20 protein-coding genes are annotated in these 23,427 nt (G+C 67.0%); 10 read left to right on the plus strand and 10 right to left on the minus strand.

Features of this window, described 5'->3' with window-relative positions; genetic code table 11:
• Nucleotides 1–36 precede the first annotated feature (36 nt).
• Nucleotides 37–591 (minus strand): dCTP deaminase, encoded by a 555-nt coding sequence (gene dcd / locus ACP7A3_RS12040; protein WP_017979400.1) that lies wholly within the window; start codon nt 589–591, stop codon nt 37–39.
• A 91-nt stretch (nt 592–682) separates the two neighbouring features.
• On the opposite strand from dcd, the gene ACP7A3_RS12045 reads away from it, so the two are divergent.
• From ACP7A3_RS12045 to ACP7A3_RS12060, 4 genes are read left to right on the plus strand one after another with little or no spacing between them, the layout of a single operon-like run.
• The gene (locus ACP7A3_RS12045) at nt 683–1,144 is read left to right on the plus strand and encodes an NUDIX domain-containing protein (RefSeq protein WP_426255731.1); all 462 of its coding nucleotides are present in this window, start codon (nt 683–685) and stop codon (nt 1,142–1,144) included.
• Between the two features lie 31 nt (nt 1,145–1,175).
• The gene (locus tag ACP7A3_RS12050) at nt 1,176–1,544 is read left to right on the plus strand and encodes a nuclear transport factor 2 family protein (protein ID WP_426255732.1); all 369 of its coding nucleotides are present in this window, start codon (nt 1,176–1,178) and stop codon (nt 1,542–1,544) included.
• Between the two features lie 52 nt (nt 1,545–1,596).
• Nucleotides 1,597–3,264, plus strand: coding sequence for an NAD(P)/FAD-dependent oxidoreductase (locus tag ACP7A3_RS12055; RefSeq protein WP_426255733.1), 1,668 nt, complete (start codon nt 1,597–1,599; stop codon nt 3,262–3,264).
• A gap of 55 nt (nt 3,265–3,319) precedes the next feature.
• Nucleotides 3,320–3,943, plus strand: a complete 624-nt coding sequence (locus tag ACP7A3_RS12060) for a TetR/AcrR family transcriptional regulator (RefSeq protein ID WP_426255734.1) — start codon at nt 3,320–3,322, stop codon at nt 3,941–3,943.
• Between the two features lie 12 nt (nt 3,944–3,955).
• Here the strand turns inward: ACP7A3_RS12060 and ACP7A3_RS12065 are convergent, their stop codons facing one another.
• Nucleotides 3,956–4,606: a TetR/AcrR family transcriptional regulator gene (locus ACP7A3_RS12065; protein WP_426255735.1), complete on the minus strand. Its 651-nt coding sequence runs from the start codon at nt 4,604–4,606 to the stop codon at nt 3,956–3,958.
• Nucleotides 4,607–4,707: 101 nt separating this feature from the next.
• Here ACP7A3_RS12065 and ACP7A3_RS12070 point away from each other — a divergent pair, with 101 nt between their 5' ends.
• From ACP7A3_RS12070 to ACP7A3_RS12080, 3 genes are read left to right on the plus strand one after another with little or no spacing between them, the layout of a single operon-like run.
• Nucleotides 4,708–5,907, plus strand: coding sequence for an efflux RND transporter periplasmic adaptor subunit (locus tag ACP7A3_RS12070; protein ID WP_192930005.1), 1,200 nt, complete (start codon nt 4,708–4,710; stop codon nt 5,905–5,907).
• Between the two features lie 6 nt (nt 5,908–5,913).
• Nucleotides 5,914–9,111 carry an efflux RND transporter permease subunit gene (locus tag ACP7A3_RS12075; RefSeq protein WP_426255736.1) on the plus strand — a complete coding sequence of 1,066 codons (3,198 nt, stop codon included), beginning with the start codon at nt 5,914–5,916 and terminating at the stop codon, nt 9,109–9,111.
• 6 nt (nt 9,112–9,117) lie between these two features.
• On the plus strand, nt 9,118–10,620 hold the full coding sequence (locus ACP7A3_RS12080; protein ID WP_426256041.1) for an efflux transporter outer membrane subunit: 1,503 nt from the start codon (nt 9,118–9,120) through the stop codon (nt 10,618–10,620).
• Between the two features lie 109 nt (nt 10,621–10,729).
• Here the strand turns inward: ACP7A3_RS12080 and ACP7A3_RS12085 are convergent, their stop codons facing one another.
• The 3 genes from ACP7A3_RS12085 to ACP7A3_RS12095 all read right to left on the minus strand — a co-directional run bounded on the left by ACP7A3_RS12085 (nt 10,730) and on the right by ACP7A3_RS12095 (nt 14,358).
• Complete coding sequence (locus tag ACP7A3_RS12085) at nt 10,730–11,755, minus strand: glycosyltransferase family 4 protein (protein ID WP_426255737.1); 1,026 nt, start codon at nt 11,753–11,755, stop codon at nt 10,730–10,732.
• A complete protein-coding gene (locus ACP7A3_RS12090) occupies nt 11,755–12,621 on the minus strand; it encodes a UDP-2,3-diacylglucosamine diphosphatase (RefSeq protein ID WP_017979390.1) in 867 nt (288 codons plus the stop codon). The genes ACP7A3_RS12085 and ACP7A3_RS12090 overlap by 1 nt, the downstream gene beginning before the upstream one ends.
• Before the next feature lie 96 nt (nt 12,622–12,717).
• On the minus strand, nt 12,718–14,358 hold the full coding sequence (locus tag ACP7A3_RS12095) for an inorganic phosphate transporter (protein ID WP_426255738.1): 1,641 nt from the start codon (nt 14,356–14,358) through the stop codon (nt 12,718–12,720).
• Between the two features lie 156 nt (nt 14,359–14,514).
• Here ACP7A3_RS12095 and ACP7A3_RS12100 point away from each other — a divergent pair, with 156 nt between their 5' ends.
• Nucleotides 14,515–15,615, plus strand: a complete 1,101-nt coding sequence (locus ACP7A3_RS12100; RefSeq protein ID WP_426256042.1) for a mechanosensitive ion channel family protein — start codon at nt 14,515–14,517, stop codon at nt 15,613–15,615.
• Here ACP7A3_RS12100 and ACP7A3_RS12105 read toward each other — a convergent pair.
• Genes ACP7A3_RS12105 through otsB form a run of 3 tightly spaced genes read right to left on the minus strand, consistent with a single transcriptional unit; the run spans nt 15,557 to nt 19,484 of the window.
• Entirely contained in the window at nt 15,557–16,978 is a 1,422-nt protein-coding gene (locus ACP7A3_RS12105; RefSeq protein WP_426255739.1) for an alpha,alpha-trehalose-phosphate synthase (UDP-forming), read from the minus strand. The two genes, ACP7A3_RS12100 and ACP7A3_RS12105, sit on opposite strands and share 59 nt — an antisense overlap.
• Nucleotides 16,960–18,741 (minus strand): glycoside hydrolase family 15 protein, encoded by a 1,782-nt coding sequence (locus tag ACP7A3_RS12110; RefSeq protein ID WP_426255740.1) that lies wholly within the window; start codon nt 18,739–18,741, stop codon nt 16,960–16,962. The genes ACP7A3_RS12105 and ACP7A3_RS12110 overlap by 19 nt, the downstream gene beginning before the upstream one ends.
• Nucleotides 18,738–19,484, minus strand: coding sequence for a trehalose-phosphatase (gene otsB / locus ACP7A3_RS12115; RefSeq protein WP_426255741.1), 747 nt, complete (start codon nt 19,482–19,484; stop codon nt 18,738–18,740). The genes ACP7A3_RS12110 and otsB overlap by 4 nt, the downstream gene beginning before the upstream one ends.
• Before the next feature lie 264 nt (nt 19,485–19,748).
• On the opposite strand from otsB, the gene ACP7A3_RS12120 reads away from it, so the two are divergent.
• Entirely contained in the window at nt 19,749–20,081 is a 333-nt protein-coding gene (locus ACP7A3_RS12120) for a hypothetical protein (RefSeq protein ID WP_017979384.1), read from the plus strand.
• Between the two features lie 100 nt (nt 20,082–20,181).
• Nucleotides 20,182–21,189 carry a glycosyltransferase gene (locus ACP7A3_RS12125; RefSeq protein WP_426255742.1) on the plus strand — a complete coding sequence of 336 codons (1,008 nt, stop codon included), beginning with the start codon at nt 20,182–20,184 and terminating at the stop codon, nt 21,187–21,189.
• 267 nt (nt 21,190–21,456) lie between these two features.
• On the opposite strand, the gene ACP7A3_RS12130 is transcribed toward ACP7A3_RS12125, so the two are convergent.
• Together ACP7A3_RS12130 and ACP7A3_RS12135 are read right to left on the minus strand one after the other, a co-directional pair.
• Entirely contained in the window at nt 21,457–21,999 is a 543-nt protein-coding gene (locus ACP7A3_RS12130; RefSeq protein WP_063689642.1) for a pseudouridine synthase, read from the minus strand.
• 143 nt (nt 22,000–22,142) lie between these two features.
• The gene (locus tag ACP7A3_RS12135) at nt 22,143–23,141 is read right to left on the minus strand and encodes an adenosine kinase (protein ID WP_426255743.1); all 999 of its coding nucleotides are present in this window, start codon (nt 23,139–23,141) and stop codon (nt 22,143–22,145) included.
• Nucleotides 23,142–23,427: the final 286 nt, after the last annotated feature.

A 23,427-nucleotide genomic window follows, 5' to 3' on the forward strand; every position in this document is an offset into this window, starting at 1 on the left:
CCCGCAGCTAGGCGGCTCGGGGCGCGACCGTGGGGATTACAGGCGGGGCAGGGTGACCCCGCGCTGGCCCATATATTTGCCGGCCCGGTCGGCGTAGCTGGTCTCGCAGGGCTCGTTGCCCTTCAGGAACAGGAACTGGCAGGCGCCTTCATTGGCGTAGATCTTGGCGGGCAGCGGGGTCGTGTTGGAGAATTCCAGCGTGACATGGCCTTCCCAGCCCGGCTCCAGCGGCGTGACGTTCACGATGATCCCGCACCGGGCGTAGGTCGATTTGCCGAGGCAGATGACGAGCACGTCGCGCGGCACGCGGAAATATTCGACGGTGCGGGCGAGCGCGAAGCTGTTGGGCGGGATGATGCAGACGTCGGTCTTGCGATCGACGAAGCTGTTCGACGCGAAGTCCTTGGGGTCGACGACCGCGCTGTCGACGTTGGTGAAGATCTTGAATTCGTCCGCCACGCGCGCGTCATAGCCGTAGGACGACAGGCCATAGCTGATGCAGCCGTCGCGGCGCTGGCTTTCGACGAAGGGCTCGATCATCGCCTGCGTCTGCGCGGCCTCGCGAATCCAGCGGTCGGACAGGATGGACATGAACGGCTCCCCTTGAACCCGCGCGTCATTGCCGGTTCGGCGGGCAAGGGCAAGCTTTCGGACGCCGGCGCGAACCGATAGGACAAGCGGGATGCGTCCGCTGATCGATCTCGCCTATCGCCTGCGTCGCCGCGCGTTGGCGCTGGTCGGGTGGCGGACGCGCGGCGTGAAGGTGATAGCGTTCGACGCGTCGGGCCGCGTGCTGCTGGTGAGGCATCGCTACGGCCGGTCCGATCTGTGGATGCTGCCGGGCGGTGGCATCGCGCGCGGAGAGGCACCGGTTGCGGCGGCGTTGCGAGAGCTGATGGAAGAAACCGGGTGCCGGCTGAATGCCGCGGCGATCCTCGGACAATGGGACGCGCGCGCCGAGGGACGGCGCGATACCGTATGGCTCGTCCGTGGCACGACCACCGACACGCCACAGATCGATGGCGTCGAACTCGCCGAGGCGAGCTTCTTCCCACCCGATGCCTTGCCCGCGGCGGCGTCTCCCGCGACGCGGCGGCGGGTGGACGAGCTGCTGGGCCGCAGAGTATCCGATGGACGGTGGTAGCGATGCTGCCGCCGTTGCGCAGGAGGGTGGCATGGATCGCGTAGCAGAGGTCGAACGCTGCGAGGCACGGTTGCGATCGGCGATGGTGGCGGGGGACGTAGAAACCCTGTCGATGCTGATCGATCCGGGGCTGGTCTTCACTGGGCCGGACGGCAGTGTTCTGACCCGGGAGCAGGATCTGGCTGCGCATGCCGAGGGCCTGCTGAACCTGAGCCGCCTCGACCTGTCCGACACCCGCTATACCGTCATCGGCGACATGGTGCTCGTGACGACGAAGGCGACGCTTGTCGGTCGGTTCGCAGATGCCGTGATCGACGGGCTTTATGCCTACACCCGCCTCTGGCGAAATACCGGCGTCGGCTGGGCCGTCGTGGCGGGGCAGGCGGCGCGCATCGGCTAGGCGATCCCGGCACGGACTGGCGAGCGCCCATCGCATCGGCTATCCGGGCGGCATGCTGCGCATCAACGAGCTGAAACTCCCCCTCAATCATCCCGAGGAGGCGTTGGCAGCGGCGATCCGGGATCGGCTGCGGATCGGGCCGCGCGATCTGGTGCGCTATACGGTCGCGCGACGGGCCAATGACGCGCGCGACAAGATGGACATCCAGCTCGTCTATTCCGTCGACGTGACGGTGAAGAACGAGGGCACGGTGCTGGCCCGCTGCCGCCGCGACCGCAACGTCGGGCCGACGCCGGACACCGGCTACCGCTTCGTTGGCAAGGCGCCGGCGGATTACGCCGGGCCACGGCCGGTGGTGATCGGGACGGGGCCGTGTGGCCTGTTCGCGGGCCTGATCCTCGCCCAGATGGGATTCCGCCCGATCATCGTCGATCGCGGCAAGGTGGTGCGCGAGCGGACCAAGGATACGTGGGGCTTGTGGCGGCGTAGCGAGCTTAACCCCGAATCGAACGTCCAGTTCGGTGAGGGCGGGGCGGGCACGTTTTCGGACGGCAAGCTCTACAGCCGGATCAAGGATCCGCGGCATCTCGACCGCAAGGTACTGACCGAGTTCGTGAAAGCGGGCGCACCCGAGGAAATCCTGACCGAAGCGCACCCGCATATCGGCACGTTCCGGCTGGTCACGATGGTCGAGAGCATGCGTGCGTCGATCGAGGCCTTGGGCGGCGAATATCGCTTCGAACGCCGCGTCGACGGCATCGACGTCGCGGTCGACGCGGATGGCACGCGGCGGATGCGGGGGCTGCACCTGCACAACGGCGACTATCTGGAGGCGGAGCAGGTGGTGCTCGCCGTCGGGCACAGCGCGCGCGACACGTTCGCGATGCTGCACGAGGCGGGCGTCTATATCGAGGCCAAGCCCTTTTCGATCGGCGTGCGGATCGAGCACCCGCAATCCTGGATCGATCAGGCGCGCTTTGGCCCCAATGCCGGCCATCCCATTCTGGGCGCGGCCGAATATCATATCTCGCATCACTGTTCGAATGGGCGAACGGTCTACAGCTTCTGCATGTGCCCGGGCGGCACGGTGGTGGCGGCGACGTCCGAGGAAGGGCAGGTCGCCACCAACGGCATGAGCCAATATTCGCGCAACGAGCGCAACGCCAATTCGGGTTTCGTCGTCGCGATCGATCCGGCGCGCGACTATCCGGGCGATCCGCTCGCCGGCATCGCGCTGCAGCGCCAGATCGAGAAACTGGCGTTCGTTGCGGGCGGATCGAGCTACAAGGCGCCGGCGCAGCGGGTGGGGGATTTCCTGGCGGGGCGGCCATCGACCGCGCTGGGATCGATCGCGCCGTCATATCGGCCGGGCGTGACGCCGACCGACCTTGCGACCTGCCTGCCCGATTTCGTGATCGCGGCGATGCGCGAGGCGTTGCCGGTCTTCGGGCGGCAGATTGCGGGCTACGATCACCCCGACGTGGTGATGACGGGGGTGGAAACGCGCACCTCATCGCCAATCCGCATCACGCGGGGCGAGGATTTGCAGAGCCTCAATACGATCGGTCTGTTTCCGGCGGGCGAGGGGGCGGGCTATGCCGGCGGCATCCTGTCGGCCGCGGTGGATGGTATCAAGATCGCAGAGGCGGTCGCGCGGCAGATCATGGGAACGAAGGGCGCGGCTCCGCGGCAACGCCAGCCCGGAAAGCGTGCCGCGTAAGCGGTAGTGCCGATACGGTGTTGTTCGGCGCGCCAGACTTTCTATACTGAGCGATATGGAAAGCGTTCTTACCGCGACACCCGGCCCGTGTGCAAAGGGGCGTCCGCGGGAATTCTGCACGGATACGGCCCTCGCCGCGGCGCTGCGCGTCTTCTGGAGCAAGGGATATGAAGGCACGTCGCTAGCCGATTTGACGGAGGCGATGGGGATCACGCGCCCCAGCCTGTACGCGGCCTTCGGCAACAAAGAGGCGCTGTTTCACAAGGCGCTCGACCTCTACGAGCAGGAAAAGCTGGAATATATGCGCGCGGCGCTGGAGCAGCCGACCGCGCGTGGCGTCGCCGAGACGATCCTGCGCGGCGCCTTGGCGATGCAGACGAGCCCCGGTGAGCCGAAAGGGTGCCTGGGCGTGATCGCCACCATGCCCTGCGGATCGGAAGCCGATTCGGTTCGGGGCGAGATGATCGCGCGCCGCGCTTCATCCCAAGCGGCGCTGGTCGAACGGTTCGAGCGGGCGAAGGCGGATGGAGATCTGCCCGTGGCGGTCGATATCGGCGGTCTTACCAGCTATCTCTACGCGCTGTTGCAGGGGATGGCGGTGCAGGCGGGATCGGGCGCCAGGCGCGACGAGCTCGAGCGGATGGTCGACACCAGCCTGGCGATGTGGCCGAGCCGCTAGGAGAGCGTCAGCTCAAGGGGTCTGATCTGGTGTCCCCTCGGCGCGCATTGCGTCGATCTCCCGGTCGACCGTGACGATGAACGCCCGTGCAAGCGGACCGCGGTCGAAATCGCGGCGAATCAGCTCCTGATGCAGCATGCCGAGCGCCATCGTTGAAATCATGTCCGACAAGACCGCACGCCGTTCCGCCATCCGCGGCGAGGGGGCGAGCATTTCCAACGCGTTGAGCATCAGGCCGCGGACGTCGTCGTTGATGCTGCGAAAGATCGCCGCAATCCGTTCATTGCGTCCCGCCTCCGCGACGATTTCCGCGAACAGGCGCGAATTTTCGACGTCCTCCTCGGCGTCCTCGGCGGTGATAAACTGGTGCAACCAGTCGCGCACCAAGGCCGCGTCATTGTTTTCAATGGCGGCGCGCAGCGAGTCGCCTGCCATGAACGCGCAGCAATCGGCGTCGACGATCGCGGCAACGATGTCCTCTTTCGCAGAAAAGTCGCGATACAACTGGCCGACCGCGATGCCCGATTCTTTCGCAATTTGCGCGATGCCGGTGCTGTGAAAACCCTTGTCGATGAAGAGCTTGCGAGCAGCCTCAATCACACGTTCACGACGCGCGTCCGCTTTCTTCTTGGGTGCGGTGCAACAAAAATTCGCGTCGTTCATTCCATCCTCGTCCCGGCACGGGTTGACGCCCGTTCGAATCCGGTTGTACCAGAGCGTGAGTGATCGATCACTCACAAAAAATCAAAATCGGACATTTCGGCATGGCGGATAAGCGACACGGCGCGGCGACGCTAGCGTTGGCACTGGTTCTGGGCGGAACGCTCACGGCCTGCGGCGGCAAGGGGCAACAGCAGCAGCAGGCGCCGCAGGGGCCGCCCACGGTCGGCTATGTCGTCGTGCGCGAACAGCCGGTGACGCTGACCACCGAATTGCCGGGGCGCACCACCGCCTTCGAAACCTCCGAGGTGCGGCCGCAGGTCAACGGGCTGATCCGCGCGCGCCTGTTCACCGAAGGCGACATGGTCCGCGCAGGCCAGCCGCTGTATCGCATTGATTCCGCGCCCTATCAGGCGCAGGTCGCCAGTGCCCGTGCGGCGCTGGCTCGCGCGCGTGCTGCGATCGCGTCGAGCGAGGCGCTGGCGCGTCGCTATGGCGAATTGGTCAAGATCAATGCCATCGCCCGCCAGGAATATGAAAACGCCCAGACGAGCGCGCAGCAGGCGCGCGCCGACGTTGCGGCGCAGCAGGCGGCGCTGCGTACGGCGCAGATCGATCTGGCGCGTACCACGATTCGCGCGCCGATCAGCGGCCGGATCGGCCGGTCGGTGTTCACCACCGGCGCGCTCGTCTCCGCGTCGCAGACCGAGGCGCTGGCGACGATCCAGCGGCTCGATCCCGTTTACGTCGATATCCAGCAGTCGAGTGCCGACCTGCTGAAGCTGCGCCAGCAGATCATGGACGGTCAGCTGCTGCGCGACGGCAATGCGCCCGTGAAGCTGACGCTGGAGGACGGCACGGCCTATGGCCCGCAGGGGACGTTGCGCTTTGCCGACGTCACGGTCGATCCGACGACCGGATCGCAGGTGATCCGCGCACTCTTCCCCAATCCCAACGGGTTGCTGCTGCCGGGCATGTTCGTGCGCGCGTCGCTGGTCCAGGGCATCAAGCAGAATGGCATGCTGGTGCCGCAGCGCGCGGTGACGCGCGACGAAAAGGGTCAGGCGACGGCGATGGTGATCGGCGCTGATGGCAAGGTGCAGCCGCGCAGCTTGCAGACGACGCGGACGATCGGCGACAACTGGCTCGTCACCGGCGGGCTGAAGCCCGGCGACAAGGTGATCGTCGAAGGCGGCATGATGCTGCGGCCGGGCATGCCGGTGAAGGGCGAGCCGTGGAATCCGAACGCCAAGCCTGCCGGCGGTCCGCAAGGGCAGCCACAGGCGCAGGGCCAGGCGAAGTAACGAACCATGGCACGCTATTTCATCGATCGACCCATTTTCGCATGGGTCATCGCCATCGTCATGATGCTGGCGGGCGCGATCGCGATCCGCAGCCTGCCCGTGGCGCAGTTTCCGGAAATCGCGCCGCCCGCGGTCGCGATCACCGCGAGCTATCCGGGCGCCGATGCCGAGACGCTGGAACGCACGACGACGCAGATCATCGAGCAGCAGCTGAAGGGCATCGACAACCTGCGCTATTTCTCGTCCTCGTCCTCCTCGGCGGGGACGGTGACGATCACGCTGACCTTCGAACAGGGCACCAACCCCGACATCGCGCAGGTGCAGGTGCAGAACAAGCTGCAGGCGGCGACGCCGCTGTTGCCGCAGGAGGTGCAGCGCCAGGGCATTCAGGTCACGAAGTCCTCCGCCAGCTTCCTGCTGGTGGTCGGTCTCGTCTCCACCGATGGGTCGCATAGCAACACCGACCTGTCCGACATGGTCGTGTCGAAGTTCCAGGATCCGATCAGCCGCGTGTCCGGCGTCGGCGAGTTGCAGGTGTTCGGTGCGCAATATGCGATGCGCATCTGGCTCGATCCGATCAAGCTCAACAGCTATGCGCTAACCGTCGCCGACGTGACGTCCGCGGTCCAGGCGCAGAACGCACAGGTGTCCGCCGGTCAGATCGGCGCGCAGCCTGCTCCCAAGTCGCAGATGCTGAACGCTACCGTCAGCGTGCAGTCGCGTCTTCAGACGCCCGAACAGTTCGGTGCGATCCGGCTGAAGACCACCACCGCGGGCGCCGTCGTACGGCTGCGCGACGTGGCGCGGGTCGAGCTGGGCGCGGAGAATTACGGCTTCGACGTCCAGTATAATGGCAAGCCCGCGTCCGGTTTCGGCGTGCGCCTTGCTGCCGGTGCCAATGCGCTCGACACGGTGGAGCTGGTCAAGGCGCGCGCGCAGGAGATCGGCAAGACGCTGCCCGCCGACGTCAAGGTCATCTACCCCTATGACACCACGCCGTTCGTGCGGCTGTCGGTCGAGCAGGTGATCCACACGCTGATCGAGGCGGTCGTCCTCGTCTTCCTGGTGATGTTCCTGTTCCTCCAGAACTGGCGGGCGACGCTGATCCCGACGATCGCGGTGCCGGTGGTGCTGCTTGGCACTTTCGCGGTGATGGCGGTGGCGGGCTTCACGATCAACACGCTGACCTTGTTCGGCATGGTGCTCGCCATCGGCCTGCTGGTCGACGACGCGATCGTCGTGGTCGAGAACGTCGAGCGTTTGATCGTCACCGAACATCTCAGCCCCAAGGATGCAGCGCGCAAGTCGATGGACGAGATCAGCGGCGCGCTGATCGGCATCGGCCTCGTCCTGTCGGCAGTGTTCCTGCCGATGGCGTTCTTCGGCGGATCGACCGGCGTGATCTATCGCCAATTCTCGATCACGATCGTGTCGGCGATGGTGCTGTCGGTCATGGTCGCGCTGATCCTGACGCCGGCACTGTGCGCGACGATTCTGAAGCCGCACGACCCGAACAAGGCGGAGGGCAACGGGCCGTTTGCGCGCTTTTTCCGCTGGTTCAACGATCGGTTCGAACGCGGCCAGCAGAAGTACGAAGGCGGCGTGAAGCGCACCGCGCGGAGCTGGAAGCGATCGCTGTTGGTCTATGCGCTGATCGTCGGCGGCATGGTGCTGGTGTTCACGCGCCTGCCCTCGGGCTTCCTGCCCGACGAGGATCAGGGCACGGTGCTGGCGCTGGTCCAGGGCCCGGCCGGCGCGACGAGCGCGCGCACCGACAAGGGGCTGACCCTCGTCCGCGATCACTTTATGAAAGCCGAAGGTGCCAATGTCGCTGGCGTGTTCACGATCAACGGGTTCAGCTTCGCGGGTCAGGGGCAGAATGCCGGTCTGGTCTTCGTGAATCTGAAGCCGTGGGACGAGCGTAGCGGGGCCGATAATAAGGCACAGGCGATCGTCGGACGGGCGATGGGCGCGTTCAGCCAGTATAAGGACGGGCTGATCTTCGCGCTGGTGCCGCCGGCCGTGCAGGAACTGGGTAACGCGACCGGCTTCGATGCGCAGCTGGTCGACACCGGCGGCATCGGTCACGAAAAGCTGGTGCAGGCCCGCAACATGATGCTGGGCATGGCGATGCAGGACAAGCGCTTGGCGCAGGTCCGCCCGCTGAGCCTGGATGACGCGCCGCAGCTGAAGGTGAAGATCGACGAGGACAAGGCGCGCGCGCTGGGCCTCGACCTTGCTGACGTCAATTCGACGATCGCGACGGCGTGGGGCGGGGGCTATATCAACGACTTCATCGATCGTGGTCGCGTGAAGCGCGTCTACGTCCAGGCCGATGCGCCCTATCGCCTCAGCCCGGAGGATGTCGGCGATCTGTACGTGCGGAACGGCACGGGGCAGATGGTGCCATTCACCGCCTTTGCGACGCTGGAATGGGCAAATGCGCCGGTGCAGCTGACCCGCTACAATGGCCAGCCCGCCATGCAGTTGCAGGGTTCGCCGGGCGCAGGCCTCAGCACGGGTGCGGCGATGCAGGCGATGGAGGAAATCCACGCCAAGCTGCCACCGGGCACTGCGCTCGAATGGACGGGCCTGTCGTTCGAAGAACGGCTGTCCGGCGGTCAGGCGCCGGCGCTGTATGGCCTGTCGCTGCTGATCGTGTTCCTGTGCCTCGCTGCGCTGTACGAAAGCTGGTCGGTGCCGATTTCGGTGATGCTGGTGGTGCCGCTCGGCGTGCTGGGTGCAGTGTTGGCGGCGTGGCTGACGGGCCTCAACAACGACATCTACCTGCAAGTCGGTCTGATCACGACGATCGGCGTCTCGGCGAAGAATGCGATCCTGATCGTCGAATTTGCCGAAGAGCGGATCAACGAAGGCATGCGGCCATTCGACGCGGCGGTGGAGGCAGCCAAGCTGCGTCTGCGCCCGATCCTGATGACCAGCCTCGCCTTCATCTTCGGCGTGTTGCCGCTGGCGATCTCGACCGGCGCAGGTGCGGGCGGGCAGAATGCGATCGGTCGTGCGGTGGTCGGCGGCATGCTGTCGGCGACGCTGCTCGCGATCTTCTTCGTGCCGATGTTCTTCGTCGTGGTGCTGCGCCTGTTCGGGCACGGCCATGACGGCAAGCGGCCCGTCGAGGACAGGCCGCATGACAGCAATGACGCGGACGACGAGGGCGATGCGCCACGTCCGCAGGGAGCCTGAGTGGTGATGACACGCAAAATCGTCCTCGCGCTGCTGGGCGCCAGCGCGCTCGCGGGGTGCAATCTCGCACCGAAATACGTCCGGCCCGAAGGCGCGGTGCCCGCGGCCCTGCCGCAGGGCGGCGTGTATCCTGCCGCCGCGACCGATGCGCCCGACGTCAGCAAGATCGGCTGGCAGACGTTCTTCACCGACGACCGCCTGCGCAAGACGATCGCGCTGGGGCTGGAGAACAATCGCGACCTGCGGGTCGCCGCAGCCAACGTGCTGCAAGCACGGGCGCAATATCGCATCCAGCGGGCCGATCTGGTGCCGTCGACGACGGTGTCGGGGTCGGGGACCTACACCAACAACATCTTCGGCGGCGCCTCCGCCGGGGCGGGGGCTGGCGCGGGTAGCGGCGCGGGTGCCGGAGCGGGCGCGGGAACCGGTGGCGGCGTGGGTGCCGGGGCAGGTGGCGCGGCGGTCGGGTCCAATTCGTCGAACCTCGAATTCTATTCGGTCAATGCTGGCTTCTCCGCCTTCGAGCTCGACCTGTTCGGCCGCGTCCGCAACCTCAACCGCGCCGCGCTGGAACAGTATTTCGCGACCGAGGAAGCGCAGCGCGCCGCGCGGATCAGCCTGATCGCCGAGATCGCGACGGCCTGGGCGACCCTGGGGTCGGATCAGGATCAGCTGCGCATCTCGCAGGAGACGCTGAAGGCGTTCGAGCAATCGCTGGAGCTGACGCGGGCGCAGTTCCGCATCGGTGTCGCATCCGAACTGGAAGCGCGGCAGGCGGAAACCAGCTATCAGAGCGCGCGCAACGATATCGCCGTCCTGAAGACGCGGGTGGCGCAGGACAAGAATGCGCTCGACCTGCTGGTCGGTGCGCCGGTGACGGCGGACCTGCTGCCGCAAGGGCTGGGCAACGGCGATGCCGCGTTGCAGGTGCTGCCCGCGGGCCTGTCGTCCGAGGTTCTGCTGCGTCGGCCCGACGTGTTGCAGGCCGAGCATCAGCTGATCGCGCAGAATGCCAACATCGGCGCGGCACGGGCGGCCTTGTTTCCGCGCATCTCGCTGACCGCGACGCTGGGGACGATCAGCACCGCGCTGAGCGGGCTCTTCGCCGGGGGCAGCTTCACCTATACCGGCGCTCCGTCGGTATCGCTGCCGCTGTTCGATGGCGGACGGCTGCGGGGCAATGTCGATTATGCGCGGGCGTCGCAGCAGGCGGCGGTGTCGACCTATGAGAAGACGGTGCAGACCGCATTCCGCGAGGTCGCCGACGCGCTGGCACAGCGCGGCACGATCGACGAACAGATTGCGGCGCAGACCGCCCGTGTCGGGGCGGCGAACGTGGCGCTGCGCATTTCCGACGCGCGTTATCGGGCTGGGGTGGAATCGTTCCTCAACACGCTGGATTCGCAGCGGTCCGCTTATGCGGCACAACAGCAGTTGGTCACGACCCGACTGACACGCATCAGCAACCTTGTCGAACTATACCGCTCGCTGGGTGGTGGACTCGAGTAAACCATTTAACCCGTTCACCGTGCCGCAAGAGCGGACAGCAATCGAAGGCGCGGCACGGTGAACCCCGCCAGGCGGGGATAGCGCGCCTGTGGTTCGCGCTGGTGGACGGCTAGGCCGCGCGGCTTTCCGGCGCGCGCAGGGGCGCGAGGCTGTCGAGGAACTGGGCCGCGCTGCTCGCCCAGGTGAAGCGGGCGGCATAGGCCGTGCAGGTCGCCCGGTCGCGGGTCAGTGCGCGGGGGATGGCGACGTCGAGGTCGGCGTCGATCGCACCGACGCTGTCGTCCAGCACGTCGACCGGCCCCGGCGCGGGGAGTGCCGCGACGGGGGTGCCGCAGGCGAGCGCCTCGATCATCACCAATCCGAACGTATCGGTGCGGCTGGGGAAGACCAGCACGTCGGCGCTGCGATAGGCCGCGGCGAGGTCCGCGCCGAAGCGCGGTCCCAGAAAATGCGCCTGCGGGTAGCGTGCGGCCAGCATAGCCAGCGCCGGGCCATCGCCCACGACCACCTTGCTGCCGGGCGTCGTCGACTGGAGGAACCCTTCGATATTCTTTTCGACCGCCACGCGGCCGACGTAGAGCTGGATCGGGCCTGGCAGTGCCGTGATGACGGGATCGCGCGGCCCATCGGCGGTAAAGGTCGCGAGGTCGACGCCGCGGCCCCAACGGCGCAAATGCGGCAGGCCATGCGCGCGCAGCACGGCATCGACCGATGGGGTCGAGGTGAGGATGGCGTCGGCGGGCGCGTGAAACCAGCGGATGTAGCGCCAGATCCATTCGGCATTCACGCCGGTGCGTGCCGCGACATAATCGGGGAACTGCGTGTGATAGGCGGTGGTGAAGCGCACGCCTTCGCCGACGCACCAGCGCCGCGCGGCAAGGCCCAACGGACCTTCGGTGGCGATATGCACGGCATCCGCGTCGAAGTCGCGGATCAGCCGCCCGATCGTACCACTGCGCGCCAGCGCCAGCCGGATTTCGGGGTAGCTGGGGCAGGGCAGGCTGGCGAAGCGATCGGGCGAGATCACCAGCAACCGATGGCCCTGCGCCTCCAATTCGTCGCGGACGGCGGTGAGCGTGCGGACCACGCCGTTGACCTGGGGCGCCCAGGCGTCGGTGACGAGGGCGATGCGCATCAGGCGGCGCGGATCACGCTATCGGTGCTGGCCGGGGCATTGCGTGCCGCAATTTCATCCGCCCAATGGAGCAGCTCCATCCGGCCGTCGAAATGTTCGACCAAGGCGGTGCAGCCCTCCACCCAATCGCCGTCGTTATAATAAGCGACGCCCTGGATATCGCGGATTTCGGCGGTGTGGATGTGCCCGCATACGACGCCATCGACGCCGCGCGATCCGGCGGCATGGGCGACGACCTCTTCGAAGTGCGAGATGAAGGCGACGGCGTTCTTCACCTTCGCCTTGGCATGCTTCGACAGCGACCAATAGGGCATGCCAAGGCGGCGGCGCGCGACGTTGAGCCACTGGTTCACCACCATCAGCGCGGTGTAGGCGCTGTCGCCGATGAACGCGACCCAGCGGTGCGCGAGCGTGATCGCGTCGAATTCGTCGCCGTGCAGCACCAGCAGGCGGCGGCCGTCGGCGGTGGTGTGGATCGCCTTGCGGCGGATCTTGACGCCGCCGAAGTCCATGCCGGCGAACTGGCGGAACACCTCGTCGTGGTTGCCGGGGATGTAGGTGACGCGGGTGCCGCGCTTGGCGCGCTTCATCAGGCGCCAGACGACGTCATTGTGGCTCGCCGGCCAGTAGAAGCGCTTCTTGAGGCGCCAGCCGTCGATGATGTCGCCGACGAGATAGAGCTGGTCGCTGTCGACATGGTCGAGGAAGTCGATCAGCATGTCGGCATTGCAGCCGCGGGTGCCGAGATGGACGTCCGAAATCCAGATCGTGCGGTAGCGGCGGCGCGTGACGCCTGCAGCCTCCGGCACGGTCGGCCGCTGCGGCACGAAGGCGAGGATATCGGCGGTGGTCGTGTCGGTGGTCATGCGTGGCCCCCTCGGGAACCCGCTGTTCCCTCATGGGCGATGCATAGCCTGCCGATGTGACGCCGCGGTCACGGCGAGGTTACGGAAGTGTTGCGCTTACGCGGCCATCGTCGTGCGCAGCACGGTGAGCAGGATCCAGTAGAGCATGCCCGACAACAGCATAGCGGCGGGCAACGTCATGAACCAGGCGAGCGCCATGTTGCGCACGGTGCGCCATTGCAGGCCCGCGCCGTTCGCGACCGACGCGCCGGCGACGCCCGACGACAGGATGTGCGTCGTCGACACGGGCCTGGCGAAGTGATCCGCGAGCAGGATCGTCGCCGCGGTCACCAGCTCGGCCGACATGCCCATGCCATAGGTGAGGTGGGTCTTGCCGATCCGTTCGCCGACGGTGACGACGATCCGCCGCCAGCCGACCATCGTGCCGAGGCCCAGCGCGATCGCGACGGTGATCTTCACCCAGAGCGGGATGTAGCGCGTGCCCTGTTCCAACCGGCTGCCATAGGCCTTGATCCCGTCGATCTCGGCGGCGGTGAAGTGGGTGCGGGCGCCCTCGTCGGCAACGATGAGCTTGCCGGCATCGAGGACGAGGTACATGTCACCACGCAAATTGGGTGTGGCAGCGGCGGGCACCTTGCCGAGCGATCCGTAGCTTTCGAGCTTGTCGCCGACATCGCGCGACAGCGAGGCGAGCGCGCCGTACATGGCGGGCGTATCGACCCGGCGTTCGGCGAGCCCGCGCGTCACGGTGGCGCGGGCGATGTCCACCGTCGGTTCCGGCCCCGGCTGGCGCGCATAGATTTCCGCGGCGGAGCGCGCCTGTGCGACGAAGGCGGGCGTCGCGCTTTCGGGGACGGTGCGGTTCAGCGCATAAGCGGTGGGCGCGCAGCCGATCAGGATCAGCATGATCAGGCCCATGCCCTTCTGCCCATCATTGCTGCCGTGCGCGAAGCTGACCGCGGTGCAGGTGGCGATCAGCGTCGCCCGAATGCCCCTGGGCGGCGGTGCCTGCGTGTCGGGTTCGCGATAGAGCTTGGGATCGCGAAGGAAGCGCTTCATCACCAGCAAAAGCACGAGGGCGGCGGTGAAGCCGATCAGCGGGCTGAAGAACAGCGCGGAAAAGACCTTCTCCGCCTGATGCCAGTCGACACCCGATGTGCCGTTCAAGCCCCGGGCGAGCAGCTGATTGGCGAGGCCGACGCCGAGGATCGAGCCGATCAGCGCGTGGCTCGACGAATTGGGCAGGCCGACATACCAGGTCGCGAGGTTCCACAGCACTGCTGCGAGCAGCAGCGCGAAGATCATCGCGAACCCGCCCGCCGAGCCGGTGTTGATCACCAGATCCACGGGCAGCAACGTGATGATCGAATAGGCGACCGCGCCCGACGAGGCGAGCACGCCGAGGAAATTGAACACGCCCGACCAGACGACGGCCAGCGGCGCGGGCATGGCGTGGGTGTAGATCACGGTGGCGACGGCGTTGGCGGTGTCGTGGAAGCCGTTCACGAATTCGAAGCCGAGCGCGATCAGCAGCGCGAGGCCGAGGAACAGGAAGACGCCCGTCGCCAGCGTTTCGCCGACCTCTGCCGTGTCCGTCAGAATGCTGGCGCCGGCATAGCCCAGCGCGCCGATCAGGACGGCCAGGAAGATCCAGCGGCCGGCGGGGTGCAGATGCCCGTCGAGCCGCGGGCCGCGTGCAGCCGTTTGGGGGGAAGCGGCGGTGAGCGTCGTAGCCATATGTCCGCGGTGGACCCTGTATGTGACGAGTTCGTGACAACAGCTGATTCGAACCGTGCCGACAACGCACCGATCGACCGTTGTGTTCGGGGCGGCGGAGCAGGGGGCGGGCAGGGGGGCGGGGAGCCTTTGCCGGCGTGGTGCGTGTTAGCGGCGATGCATATCCCCTATCTCGATATCGACCTGCCGGACTGGGCGGGGAAGCTTGGCGGCGTGCTGGCGTTCGTCCTGCTGCTGTCGCTGGTCCATCGCATCCTGTTTGCGGCGCTGCGCCGGCTGGCGGGACGCACCGCGACCAAGACCGACGATATCCTGATCGCCCGGCTGGATCGGCCGAGTTTCTGGCTGGTGATCGTCATCGCCCTCGCCGCGTCGGGGCCGGGGCTGGACCTGCCGCGGTACTGGGAGACGATCTGGCAGCGGGTGCTGGGACTGCTGACGCCAGGCATCTTCGGCTGGATGCTGCTTGCCGGGCTGACCGCCTATCGGGACATCAGCGAGGTGCGGTTCGACATCACCGCCGCCGACAATCTGAGGGCCCGGCGGCGGCGGACGCGGATCGGCATCTTGCACCGGATCGGCGTGTTCGTGCTGATCCTGATCACGGCGATGATGATGCTGATGAGCATTCCGTCGGTGCGGACGATCGGGGTGACGCTGGCCGCCTCTGCCGGTGTCGCCGGTCTTGCCATCGGTGCCGCGGCGCAGCCCGCGCTGAAGAACCTGATCGCCGGCATCCAGATGGCCTTTACCGAGCCGATCCGGATCGACGACGTCGTCATCATCGACAACGAATGGGGGCGGATCGAGGATATCCGGCTGACCTATGTCGTGGTCCGGATCTGGGACGACCGGCGGCTGGTGGTGCCGGTGTCGAAGTTCCTCGAGAACAGCTTCCAGAACTGGACCCGGGAAACGAGTGCGCTGCTGGGGTCGGTGTTCTGGTATCTCGATCCCGCTGCCGATGTGGCGCGGATCAGGGCGAAGCTGGAGGAGGTCGTCCGGGCCAGCCCTCGCTGGGACCAGCGGTTCTTCAACTGCCAAGTTACTGATTCGAAACAGGATGGCCTGATGGAGGTGCGCGGGCTGATGACCGCCAAGGATGCCTCCACCGCGTTCGATCTGCGGTGCGAGGTGCGCGAGGCGATCTATGCGTTCATCCGCGATGAGATGCCGGAAGCCCTGCCGCGGACGCGGATCATGCCGGCTCCGCTTCCGTCTCCATCTCCAACGGGGCTTCCATCAGCGCCTCGGTGAAGGTCTTGCGCCACCAGCCGATATCTTCGCGCATGATGACGTCCATCATCCGCTGCCAGCGTTCGATGCGTTCTTCGCGCGGCATGCGGAGCGCGAGCATGATCGCGTCGGACATTTCCTCGGCCGAATAGGGATTGATGAGAACGGCGTCGGTCAGCTGGCAGGCGGCACCGGCGAAGCGTGAGAGGATGAGGACGCCGGGGTCCTCCGGATTCTGCGCCGCGACATATTCCTTGGCGACGAGGTTCATGCCGTCGCGCAGCGGTGTCACGAGCCCGATCTTGGCGGCGCGATAGATGCCGGCGAGCACGTCGCGGGGATAGCCCTGGTTGACGTAGCGGATCGGCACCCAGTCGATATCGGCGTACGCGCCGTTGATCCGGCCCGCCAACCCTTCGAGATTGCTGCGAATCTTCTGATAGCTGCCCACCGTCGCGCGGCTGGGCGGCGCGATCTGGAGCAAGGTGACTTCCTTGCGCTCCTCGGGATGCTCGACGAGGAAGCGTTCGTAGCCGAGGAAGCGTTCTTCCAGCCCCTTCGAATAATCGAGCCGGTCGACGCCGACGATCATGTCGCGCCCCACCGCGGCGTCACGCATCTGACGATAGGACAGGCGACCCCGCGTGCTGACGGCGAGGCCGGCAAATTCCTTGGCATCGATGCCGATCGGGCAGGCCATGACGCGCACGCGGCGATCGTCCAGCACCAGCTCGTCGCCCTCGACGGTCGCGCCCAGTTCGGCGGTGCAATAGTCGCGGAACGACGACAGCCATTCGTCGGTGTGGAAGCCGATGACGTCATAGGCGAACAGGCTACGTACCAGCGCTTGCGCTTCGGGCAGGATGGCGAGCAGGCGGCGCGGCGGCCAAGGGATGTGGAGGAAGAAGCCGAGGCGGTTCTTCGCACCGCGCTTGCGCAGCTCTTGGCCCAACGGGAACAGGTGATAATCCTGAATCCAGACCGCGTCGTCTTCCTCGATCAGCGGCTGGACGGTGTCGGCGAAGCGTTCGTTGACCCGCTGGTAGCCGCCGGCAAATTCGCGTTCATATTCCGCCAGATCGACGCGATAGTGAAAGAGCGGCCACAGGGTGCGGTTCGCGTAGCCGTTGTAATATTCCTCGATATCCTGCTCTTCGAGGTCGACGGTCGCGGTGGTGACGCCTTCGTTGCGCTGGAAGGTGATCTGGCCGGTATATTCGTCGGTGCGCTCGCCCGACCAGCCGAACCACATGCCCTTATATTCGCGTAGGGCAGAGGCGAGGGCGACGGCGAGGCCGCCCTGTGCGCCCCCGGATTTGGACCCCGTGGGGGCGGACACACGATTGGAAATGATGATCAGGCGGCTCAGCGGATCGAACTCCATGGTTTCGACAGCAGGACGGCACAATTGATCATGCCGACCAGCGAATAGGTCTGCGGGTAGTTGCCCCACAGCTCCAGAGACGTAGGGTCGATATCTTCGGACAGCAACCCTGACGCGGTACGCCGTGCCAGCATCTCTTCGAAGAGAGCCCGCGCATCGTCGTGGCGACCGGTGGCGTGCAGCGCCTCGATCAGCCAGAAAGTGCAGACGTTGAAGGCGGTTTCGGGCAGGCCGAAATCATCCTCCGTATCGTAGCGCAGCATGAAGCTGCCGCGGCGCAGGCCTTGCTCGACCGCCTCCAGCGTGCCGAGGAAGCGCGGGTCGGTGGGTTCGAAGAAGCGCAGGTCGAGCAGCTGGATGAGGCTGGCGTCGAGGTCGTCGCCCGAGAAGGTTGCCGACATGCGATTGGTGTCGGGCCGCCACGCCTTGTCCTCGATCACGCCGCGGATGTGGTCGGCGCGATCCTGCCAGAAGGTGCAGCGATCCTCCATGCCCAGCGCATGGGCGGCATTGGCGAGCCGGTCACACGCCGCCCAGCACATCGCGACCGAATAGGTGTGGACGCTCTGTCGGGTGCGCAGCTCCCACAGGCCGGCGTCGGGCTTGTCGTAATGCGTCCAGGCACGCTCGCCGACCTGTTCGAGGCGGTGGAAATCCTCGACCGTATTGAGGCGGAGCAGGCGCTGGTCGAAGAAGGCGTGGACGCTGCACAGCACGATCTGGCCGTAGGCGTCATATTGATGCTGTTCGTAGGCAGCGTTGCCGACGCGCACCGGGCCCATGCCGCGATAGCCGGCCAGATCGGGTGCGAAGCGTTCGGTCAGCGTCGCTTCGCCGAGGACGCCGTACAAAGGCTGGATATGGCCGCCGCGTGCATCGTCGACGATGTTGCGCAGATAGCCGAGATAGCCCTCGAGCACGTCGAGCGCGCCGAGGCGGTTCAGCGCCTGGACGGTGTAGTACGCATCGCGAATCCAGCAGTAGCGATAGTCCCAGTTCCGCTCCGACCCCGCATGTTCGGGGATCGAGGTGGTGAGCGCGGCGACGATCGCGCCGGTTTCCTCATGCTGGCACAATTTGAGGGTGATCGCCGAGCGGATGACGACATCCTGCCATTCCAACGGGATGGCGAGGCCGCGCGTCCATTCCTGCCATTCGGCGATCGTCTGCGTAAGCATCGCCTCCATCGATTCCGCCAGATCGCCGCTGAAGCTTTCATCAGGGCCGAGGAAGAAATGCAGCGGGCGTTCGAGGCGGAAGATGCGCTCTTCCTGGATCATGCCGATCGGCGCGGTGGTGGTGAGGCGCATCTGCATCGTATCGAGGTTGATGCGCAGATGGTTCGACCCGCCGATCTGTTCGCGGCACGCACCGCCCCAGCCGCAGGTGGTGCGCAGCCGCATCGTCATGCGGGGGCTGCCCGACACAGGCCGGACGATGCGCGCGAAGGCGACGGGGCGGTAGGTACGGCCGAGGCGATCGAAGCGCGGGCAGAAATCGATCACCTCCAGCACGTTGCCGGCGCTGTCGGTATGCGTGCTGACCAGGATCGGGGTGTTGCGGATGTACTGCTGCTCGACCGACACCGAATCGGCGATCTCGATGCTCCAATAGCCGCTGTCCGGTTCGGCGCCGCCGACGAGGGCGGAGAAGAGCGGGTCGCCATCGACGCGCGGCACGCACGCCCAGACGTAGCGGCCGGCGCGATCGATCAGCGCGCTGACCTGACAATTGCCGATCGGCCAGAGGTCTACGCTGGTCATGCGTTGAGGCTTTCGGTTGCGGCTTCGAGCCAGGAGAGGGTGTCGGCGACGCTGTCGAGGCGCCACGCCGCGGCGGTGGCGCGGGGGGCGCCGATCAGGATGCCGGCGCCGCCGAGCGTCGCGGCGGCGGCCATGGCGGGTTCGTCGGTATCGTCGTCGCCGAGGAAGACGGGTGTGTGGCCGGCAAGCGCAGGGGCCTGCATCATCTGACGCAGCGCGCTGCCCTTGTCGGCACCGGCGACGCGCACCTCGACCATCATCTTGCCGGTCTGCAGGTGAAGGCCGGCATCGGCGGCGAGGCGGGTGGCGAGCTGCGTCGCGGCGGCTTCGGCCGTGGGAACGGCACGGTAATGGAGCGCGGCGCCGAGGGGCTTTTCCTCGACCAGGACGCCCCGTGTTGCAGTTGCGAAGTCGTGCATGTCGGCGACAATACGGTCGAGCGCGGCGGGTCGTTCCGCCTGGTGGACGCGGCCGTCGGGCCAGGCGACTTCCAGCCCGTGGCTTCCGGAGATGGCGAAGGCGGGGGCGCCGAATAGCGCGCGGATGCCATCGACCGGCCGGCCGGAAATGATCGCGACGCGGCCGTCGAGCGCGTGCGACAGCCGCTCGATCAGCATGGCGAGGCGCGCGTCGACGCGGACGGCGTCGGGCCGCTCCTGCAATTCGACGAGCGTGCCGTCGAAATCGAGGAACAGCGCGGCGTCGCGCAACAGGTCGGCGGGGGGTGGGGGCAGGTGCGTCACGGCGTCGCTGTCCGGGATCGGGGCGAGCGGGTCAAGCGGGTCCGGCGCCCGAGTCGGCGTTCGGGTCGGGGGCTGCGGAAGTGGACGAAGTGGACGATACGTATTGCTCGGAAACGCCCCCTGCGCCGGGCCGCCGTGGGATGGGCGGGCGAGCGGAGGGCGCGGAGCATGGCGGGATCATAGCGGATCGGCGGCGCGTAGGACAGGGGTGGCTTGATACAGCGATGCTTATAAGGTCGGCTGGTCGACGCAGAGGGGCTGGGTATGAACGGGTTTCAGATAACGGTCGTCGTCTTTGCGCTGATCGTGATCGCGGTCAGCGTCTGGTCTATCATTGCCGTCGTACGCTCGCCCGATTTCCGCTGGAAGCCGTTGTGGGTGGCCGGATGCCTGATCGGATTCGTCGGTCTCGGAATTGACTGGACTCACCCTAACGACCTGCTCTTCCTGTTTGGGTTTACGGCTCCGGTCGTTATCGTGTTCAAGGTTCTGACGACGGGACAAGTCATCGTAAAGACGGGGTTTCCCATTGTATCGGCGGTGGCTCTCGCCAAAGCGCATTGGAGGATACCGTCGATCGATGGTCCAGGAAGATGACGGGTATTCGCGGCGGCCTGAACGGGTGCTTCGGCAGGAGCGAATGGTTCATTAAACATCCCGTGCAACTGCCTGCCTATTCCGACAGTGAAAGACTTTCATGCCCTCTGCCCCCATCATTGCCGCGACGCTGATCGTGCGGGACGAGGCGCGGTGTATTGCGCGGTGCCTGGAGAGCGTGGCGCCGTTCGTCGACCGGATGGTGGTGGTGGATACCGGGTCGGTGGACGATACCGTTGCGATTGCAGAGGGTTGCGGGGCGGAGGTGCATCGGCTCGACTGGCCAGACGATTTCGCGGCGGCGCGTAACCATGCGCTGGGGCTGGCCGATGCGGACTGGCATCTGGTGATCGATGCGGACGAATGGATCGTGTCTGGCGGCGAGGCCTTGCGCGACTGGTGCGCGGGGGGCGAGCGGCTGGGGCGGGCGTGCCTGCTGAGCGACGATGGCGCGGGCGCGACGACGACGCGGAGCTGGATCACGCGGGTGCTGCCGCGCGGCGTGCGGTTCGAGGGGCGGGTGCATGAGCAGGTTGCCTCCGCTTTGCCGCGGGTGCGGACCGGGCTGCATATCGGGCATGACGGCTATCGGGCGGCGCAGATTGCCCGCAAGCGCGATCGCAACCATCGGCTGTTGCTGGCGGAGCTCGCCGAGCGGCCGGGCGATGCGTACCTGCTGTACCAGATCGCCAAGGATGCCGACATGCGCGGCGACGGCGCGGCGTCGGCGGAAGGCTATGCGCAGGCAGTGGCGGCGACGCCGCCGGACGCGGGCTGGCGGCACGAGCTGGTGACGGGCGCGATCGCCGCGCTGGCGAAGGCTGGGCGGCTGGGCGATGCGATGGCGTTGGCGGAGGCGGAAATGCCGCGCTGGGCGGAGTCGCCGGATTTCTTCTTCGTGCTCGGCGATCTGCTGCTGCATCACGCCATTGCCGATCCGGCGCGGGCGGTCGACCAGTGGCTGCCGCTGGCGAGCGGGGCGTGGGAGCGGGCGATTGCGATCGGCGAGCGGCCCGATCTGGAGGGCAGCGTCGCGGGGCGGGGCAGTCACCTCGCCCAGCATAACCTCGACGTGGTCCGGGGGCAGTTGGCGATGTTGCGCGGTTAGTGGGGGGCGGCCAATGTGGCGGTACGCTCATTCCTCCCCCGCCAGGGCGCATCAGGATGAACGGCCCCTGGCCGTTCAAGATCATGCCGGGGCATGATCGACCCGATGCGGTGGCATGCCGCAGGCATGACGGAGGGGGCGGTCAGGGTTGCGCTGCGTTATGGGGGGCGTTCCTATCCTCCCCCTCCGTCACCGCCTTTCGGCGGCGCCACCTCCCCCTGGCGGGGGAGGATTTATTACCCCACGCAAGATCAATCTGTCGGGACGTCAGGCGTCGCGCCATGCCCCCGGCGCGAGGTTGTCCAGCGTCCAGTCGCCGATCCGCCAGCGCACCAGGCGCAGCGTCGGGTGGCCGACGGCGGCGGTCATGCGGCGGACCTGGCGGTTGCGGCCTTCGCGGATGGTGAGGCGCAGCCAGCGGTCGGGGATCGCCTGGCGCACGCGGATGGGGGGCGTGCGGGGCCACAGGTCCGGCGGTTCGATCGCCTCGACCTCGGCGGGGCGGGTGGGGCCGTCCTTCAGCACGACGCCGGTGCGAAGCGCGGCGAGGGCGGCGGCGTCCGGCACGCCTTCCACCTGCACGAGATAGGTCTTGGGCAGCTTGAATTTCGGATCGGCGATGCGCGCCTGGAGCCGGCCGTCGTCGGTCAGCAGCAAGAGCCCTTCGCTGTCGCGGTCGAGCCGGCCGGCGGGATAGACGCCGGGTACGTCGATGAAGCGCGACAGCGTGACGCGCTCCGCCGGCGTGCCGCGATCGGTGAACTGGCTGAGCACGTCATAAGGTTTGTTGAAGAGGATCAGGCGGCTCATGTCGGCTCGTGCAGGAGGGAACGTCCGCTGTAACGGCGTGCGGCGATGCCGGCCATGGCGATCCGCCCGCCCGGTGGTCCCTCGCGCATACGAAAAGGGAGGCGCCGGCCGGCACCTCCCCGTTCGTCATCCAGGGGACGCGATCAGCCGAGCTTGGCGGCCATCAGCGCCTTCATGTCGACGTTCGGACGCGCGCCGAAGTGGCTGATGATCTCGGCGGCGCAGATCGCGCCGAGCTTCAGCGACTCTTCCAGGCCCTTGCCCTGCGCCTGACCGTGCAGGAAGCCGGCGGCGAACAGATCGCCCGCGCCGGTCGTGTCGACGACACGCTCGATCGGCTCCGCCGCGACTTCGGCACGCGTGCCGTTCTGCAGCGCGCAGGCGCCGTGCGCACCGCGCGTCACGACCAGCGTCGGCACCTGGGCTGCGATCTTGGCGACCGCGGCCTCGAAATCCTCGGTTTCGGCGAGCGCGGCCAGTTCGCCTTCATTGGCGAACAGGATGTCGATCAGGCCATCCGCGATGAGCTGGCGGAAGTCGCCGCCGTGACGGCCGATGCAGAACACGTCGGACAGCGTGAAGGCGACCTTGCGGCCCGCCTTGCGCGCGGCCTCGATCGCGACGCGCATCGCGGCGCGCGGCTCTTCCGGGTCCCACAGATAGCCTTCGAGATACAGGATTGCGGCATCTTCGATCATGCCGAGATCGAGCGCGGCGGCGGGCAGGAACTGCGAGGCACCGAGATAGGTGTTCATCGTGCGCTGGCCGTCCGGCGTCACGAAGATCAGGCAGCGCGCCGTGGTCGGCTGGCCGGGACGCACGTCGGTGGTGAAGGCGACGCCCGCCGCGCGGATGTCGTGCGCGAACACTTCGCCGAGCTGATCGCCGGCGACCTGACCGATGAAGCCTGTGCGGCCGCCGAGCGCCGCGATGCCGGCGACGGTGTTCGCCGCCGATCCGCCCGACACTTCACGCCCCGGACCCATGCGATCGTAGAGCGCGTCGGCATCCTCGGGCGAAAACATCAGCTGCATCGAGCCCTTGGCGACGCCGATCGACTCGATGAACGCATCGTCGGCCTGCGCGAGGATGTCGACGATCGCATTGCCGATCGCGACGACGTCATAGGTGGGGTGGGACAAGGGAAGCTCCGGTAAAGTCAGATGTCGCTCCCTAGGGGGCGGCGCGGTTTCGTGCAACGCGGGGTGGGGTGCCCCCGCCGTCACCCCGGACTTGTTCCGGGGTCCACCGGGCCGCGGGGGAGTGGCTGGAGGCTCTGGCCGTCCCCCTCGCCGCGGAGTGGACCCCGGACCAAGTCCGGGGTGACGAAGAGGGTTGAACACCGGGCCGCGGGGGGGTGGCTGGAGGCTCTGACCGTCCCCCTCGCCGCAGAGTGGACCCCGGAACAAGTCCGGGGTGACGGAGAGA

It is taken from the genome of Sphingomonas sp. DC5200-1, assembly GCF_049897245.1.
In the GTDB taxonomy this organism is placed as follows: Bacteria; Pseudomonadota; Alphaproteobacteria; order Sphingomonadales; family Sphingomonadaceae; genus Sphingomonas; species Sphingomonas aquatilis.

Excerpts from the sequence above, each read along its gene's own strand:
- dcd (WP_017979400.1), bottom strand. The coding sequence starts at position 591 with ATGTCCATCCTGTCCGACCGCTGGATTCGCGAGGCCGCGCAGACGCAG.
- ACP7A3_RS12045 (WP_426255731.1), top strand. The coding sequence starts at position 683 with ATGCGTCCGCTGATCGATCTCGCCTATCGCCTGCGTCGCCGCGCGTTG.
- ACP7A3_RS12050 (WP_426255732.1), top strand. The coding sequence starts at position 1,176 with ATGGATCGCGTAGCAGAGGTCGAACGCTGCGAGGCACGGTTGCGATCG.
- ACP7A3_RS12055 (WP_426255733.1), top strand. The coding sequence starts at position 1,597 with ATGCTGCGCATCAACGAGCTGAAACTCCCCCTCAATCATCCCGAGGAG.
- ACP7A3_RS12060 (WP_426255734.1), top strand. The coding sequence starts at position 3,320 with ATGGAAAGCGTTCTTACCGCGACACCCGGCCCGTGTGCAAAGGGGCGT.
- ACP7A3_RS12065 (WP_426255735.1), bottom strand. The coding sequence starts at position 4,606 with ATGAACGACGCGAATTTTTGTTGCACCGCACCCAAGAAGAAAGCGGAC.
- ACP7A3_RS12070 (WP_192930005.1), top strand. The coding sequence starts at position 4,708 with ATGGCGGATAAGCGACACGGCGCGGCGACGCTAGCGTTGGCACTGGTT.
- ACP7A3_RS12075 (WP_426255736.1), top strand. The coding sequence starts at position 5,914 with ATGGCACGCTATTTCATCGATCGACCCATTTTCGCATGGGTCATCGCC.
- ACP7A3_RS12080 (WP_426256041.1), top strand. The coding sequence starts at position 9,118 with ATGACACGCAAAATCGTCCTCGCGCTGCTGGGCGCCAGCGCGCTCGCG.
- ACP7A3_RS12085 (WP_426255737.1), bottom strand. The coding sequence starts at position 11,755 with ATGCGCATCGCCCTCGTCACCGACGCCTGGGCGCCCCAGGTCAACGGC.
- ACP7A3_RS12090 (WP_017979390.1), bottom strand. The coding sequence starts at position 12,621 with ATGACCACCGACACGACCACCGCCGATATCCTCGCCTTCGTGCCGCAG.
- ACP7A3_RS12095 (WP_426255738.1), bottom strand. The coding sequence starts at position 14,358 with ATGGCTACGACGCTCACCGCCGCTTCCCCCCAAACGGCTGCACGCGGC.
- ACP7A3_RS12100 (WP_426256042.1), top strand. The coding sequence starts at position 14,515 with ATGCATATCCCCTATCTCGATATCGACCTGCCGGACTGGGCGGGGAAG.
- ACP7A3_RS12105 (WP_426255739.1), bottom strand. The coding sequence starts at position 16,978 with ATGGAGTTCGATCCGCTGAGCCGCCTGATCATCATTTCCAATCGTGTG.
- ACP7A3_RS12110 (WP_426255740.1), bottom strand. The coding sequence starts at position 18,741 with ATGACCAGCGTAGACCTCTGGCCGATCGGCAATTGTCAGGTCAGCGCG.
- ACP7A3_RS12120 (WP_017979384.1), top strand. The coding sequence starts at position 19,749 with ATGAACGGGTTTCAGATAACGGTCGTCGTCTTTGCGCTGATCGTGATC.
- ACP7A3_RS12125 (WP_426255742.1), top strand. The coding sequence starts at position 20,182 with ATGCCCTCTGCCCCCATCATTGCCGCGACGCTGATCGTGCGGGACGAG.
- ACP7A3_RS12130 (WP_063689642.1), bottom strand. The coding sequence starts at position 21,999 with ATGAGCCGCCTGATCCTCTTCAACAAACCTTATGACGTGCTCAGCCAG.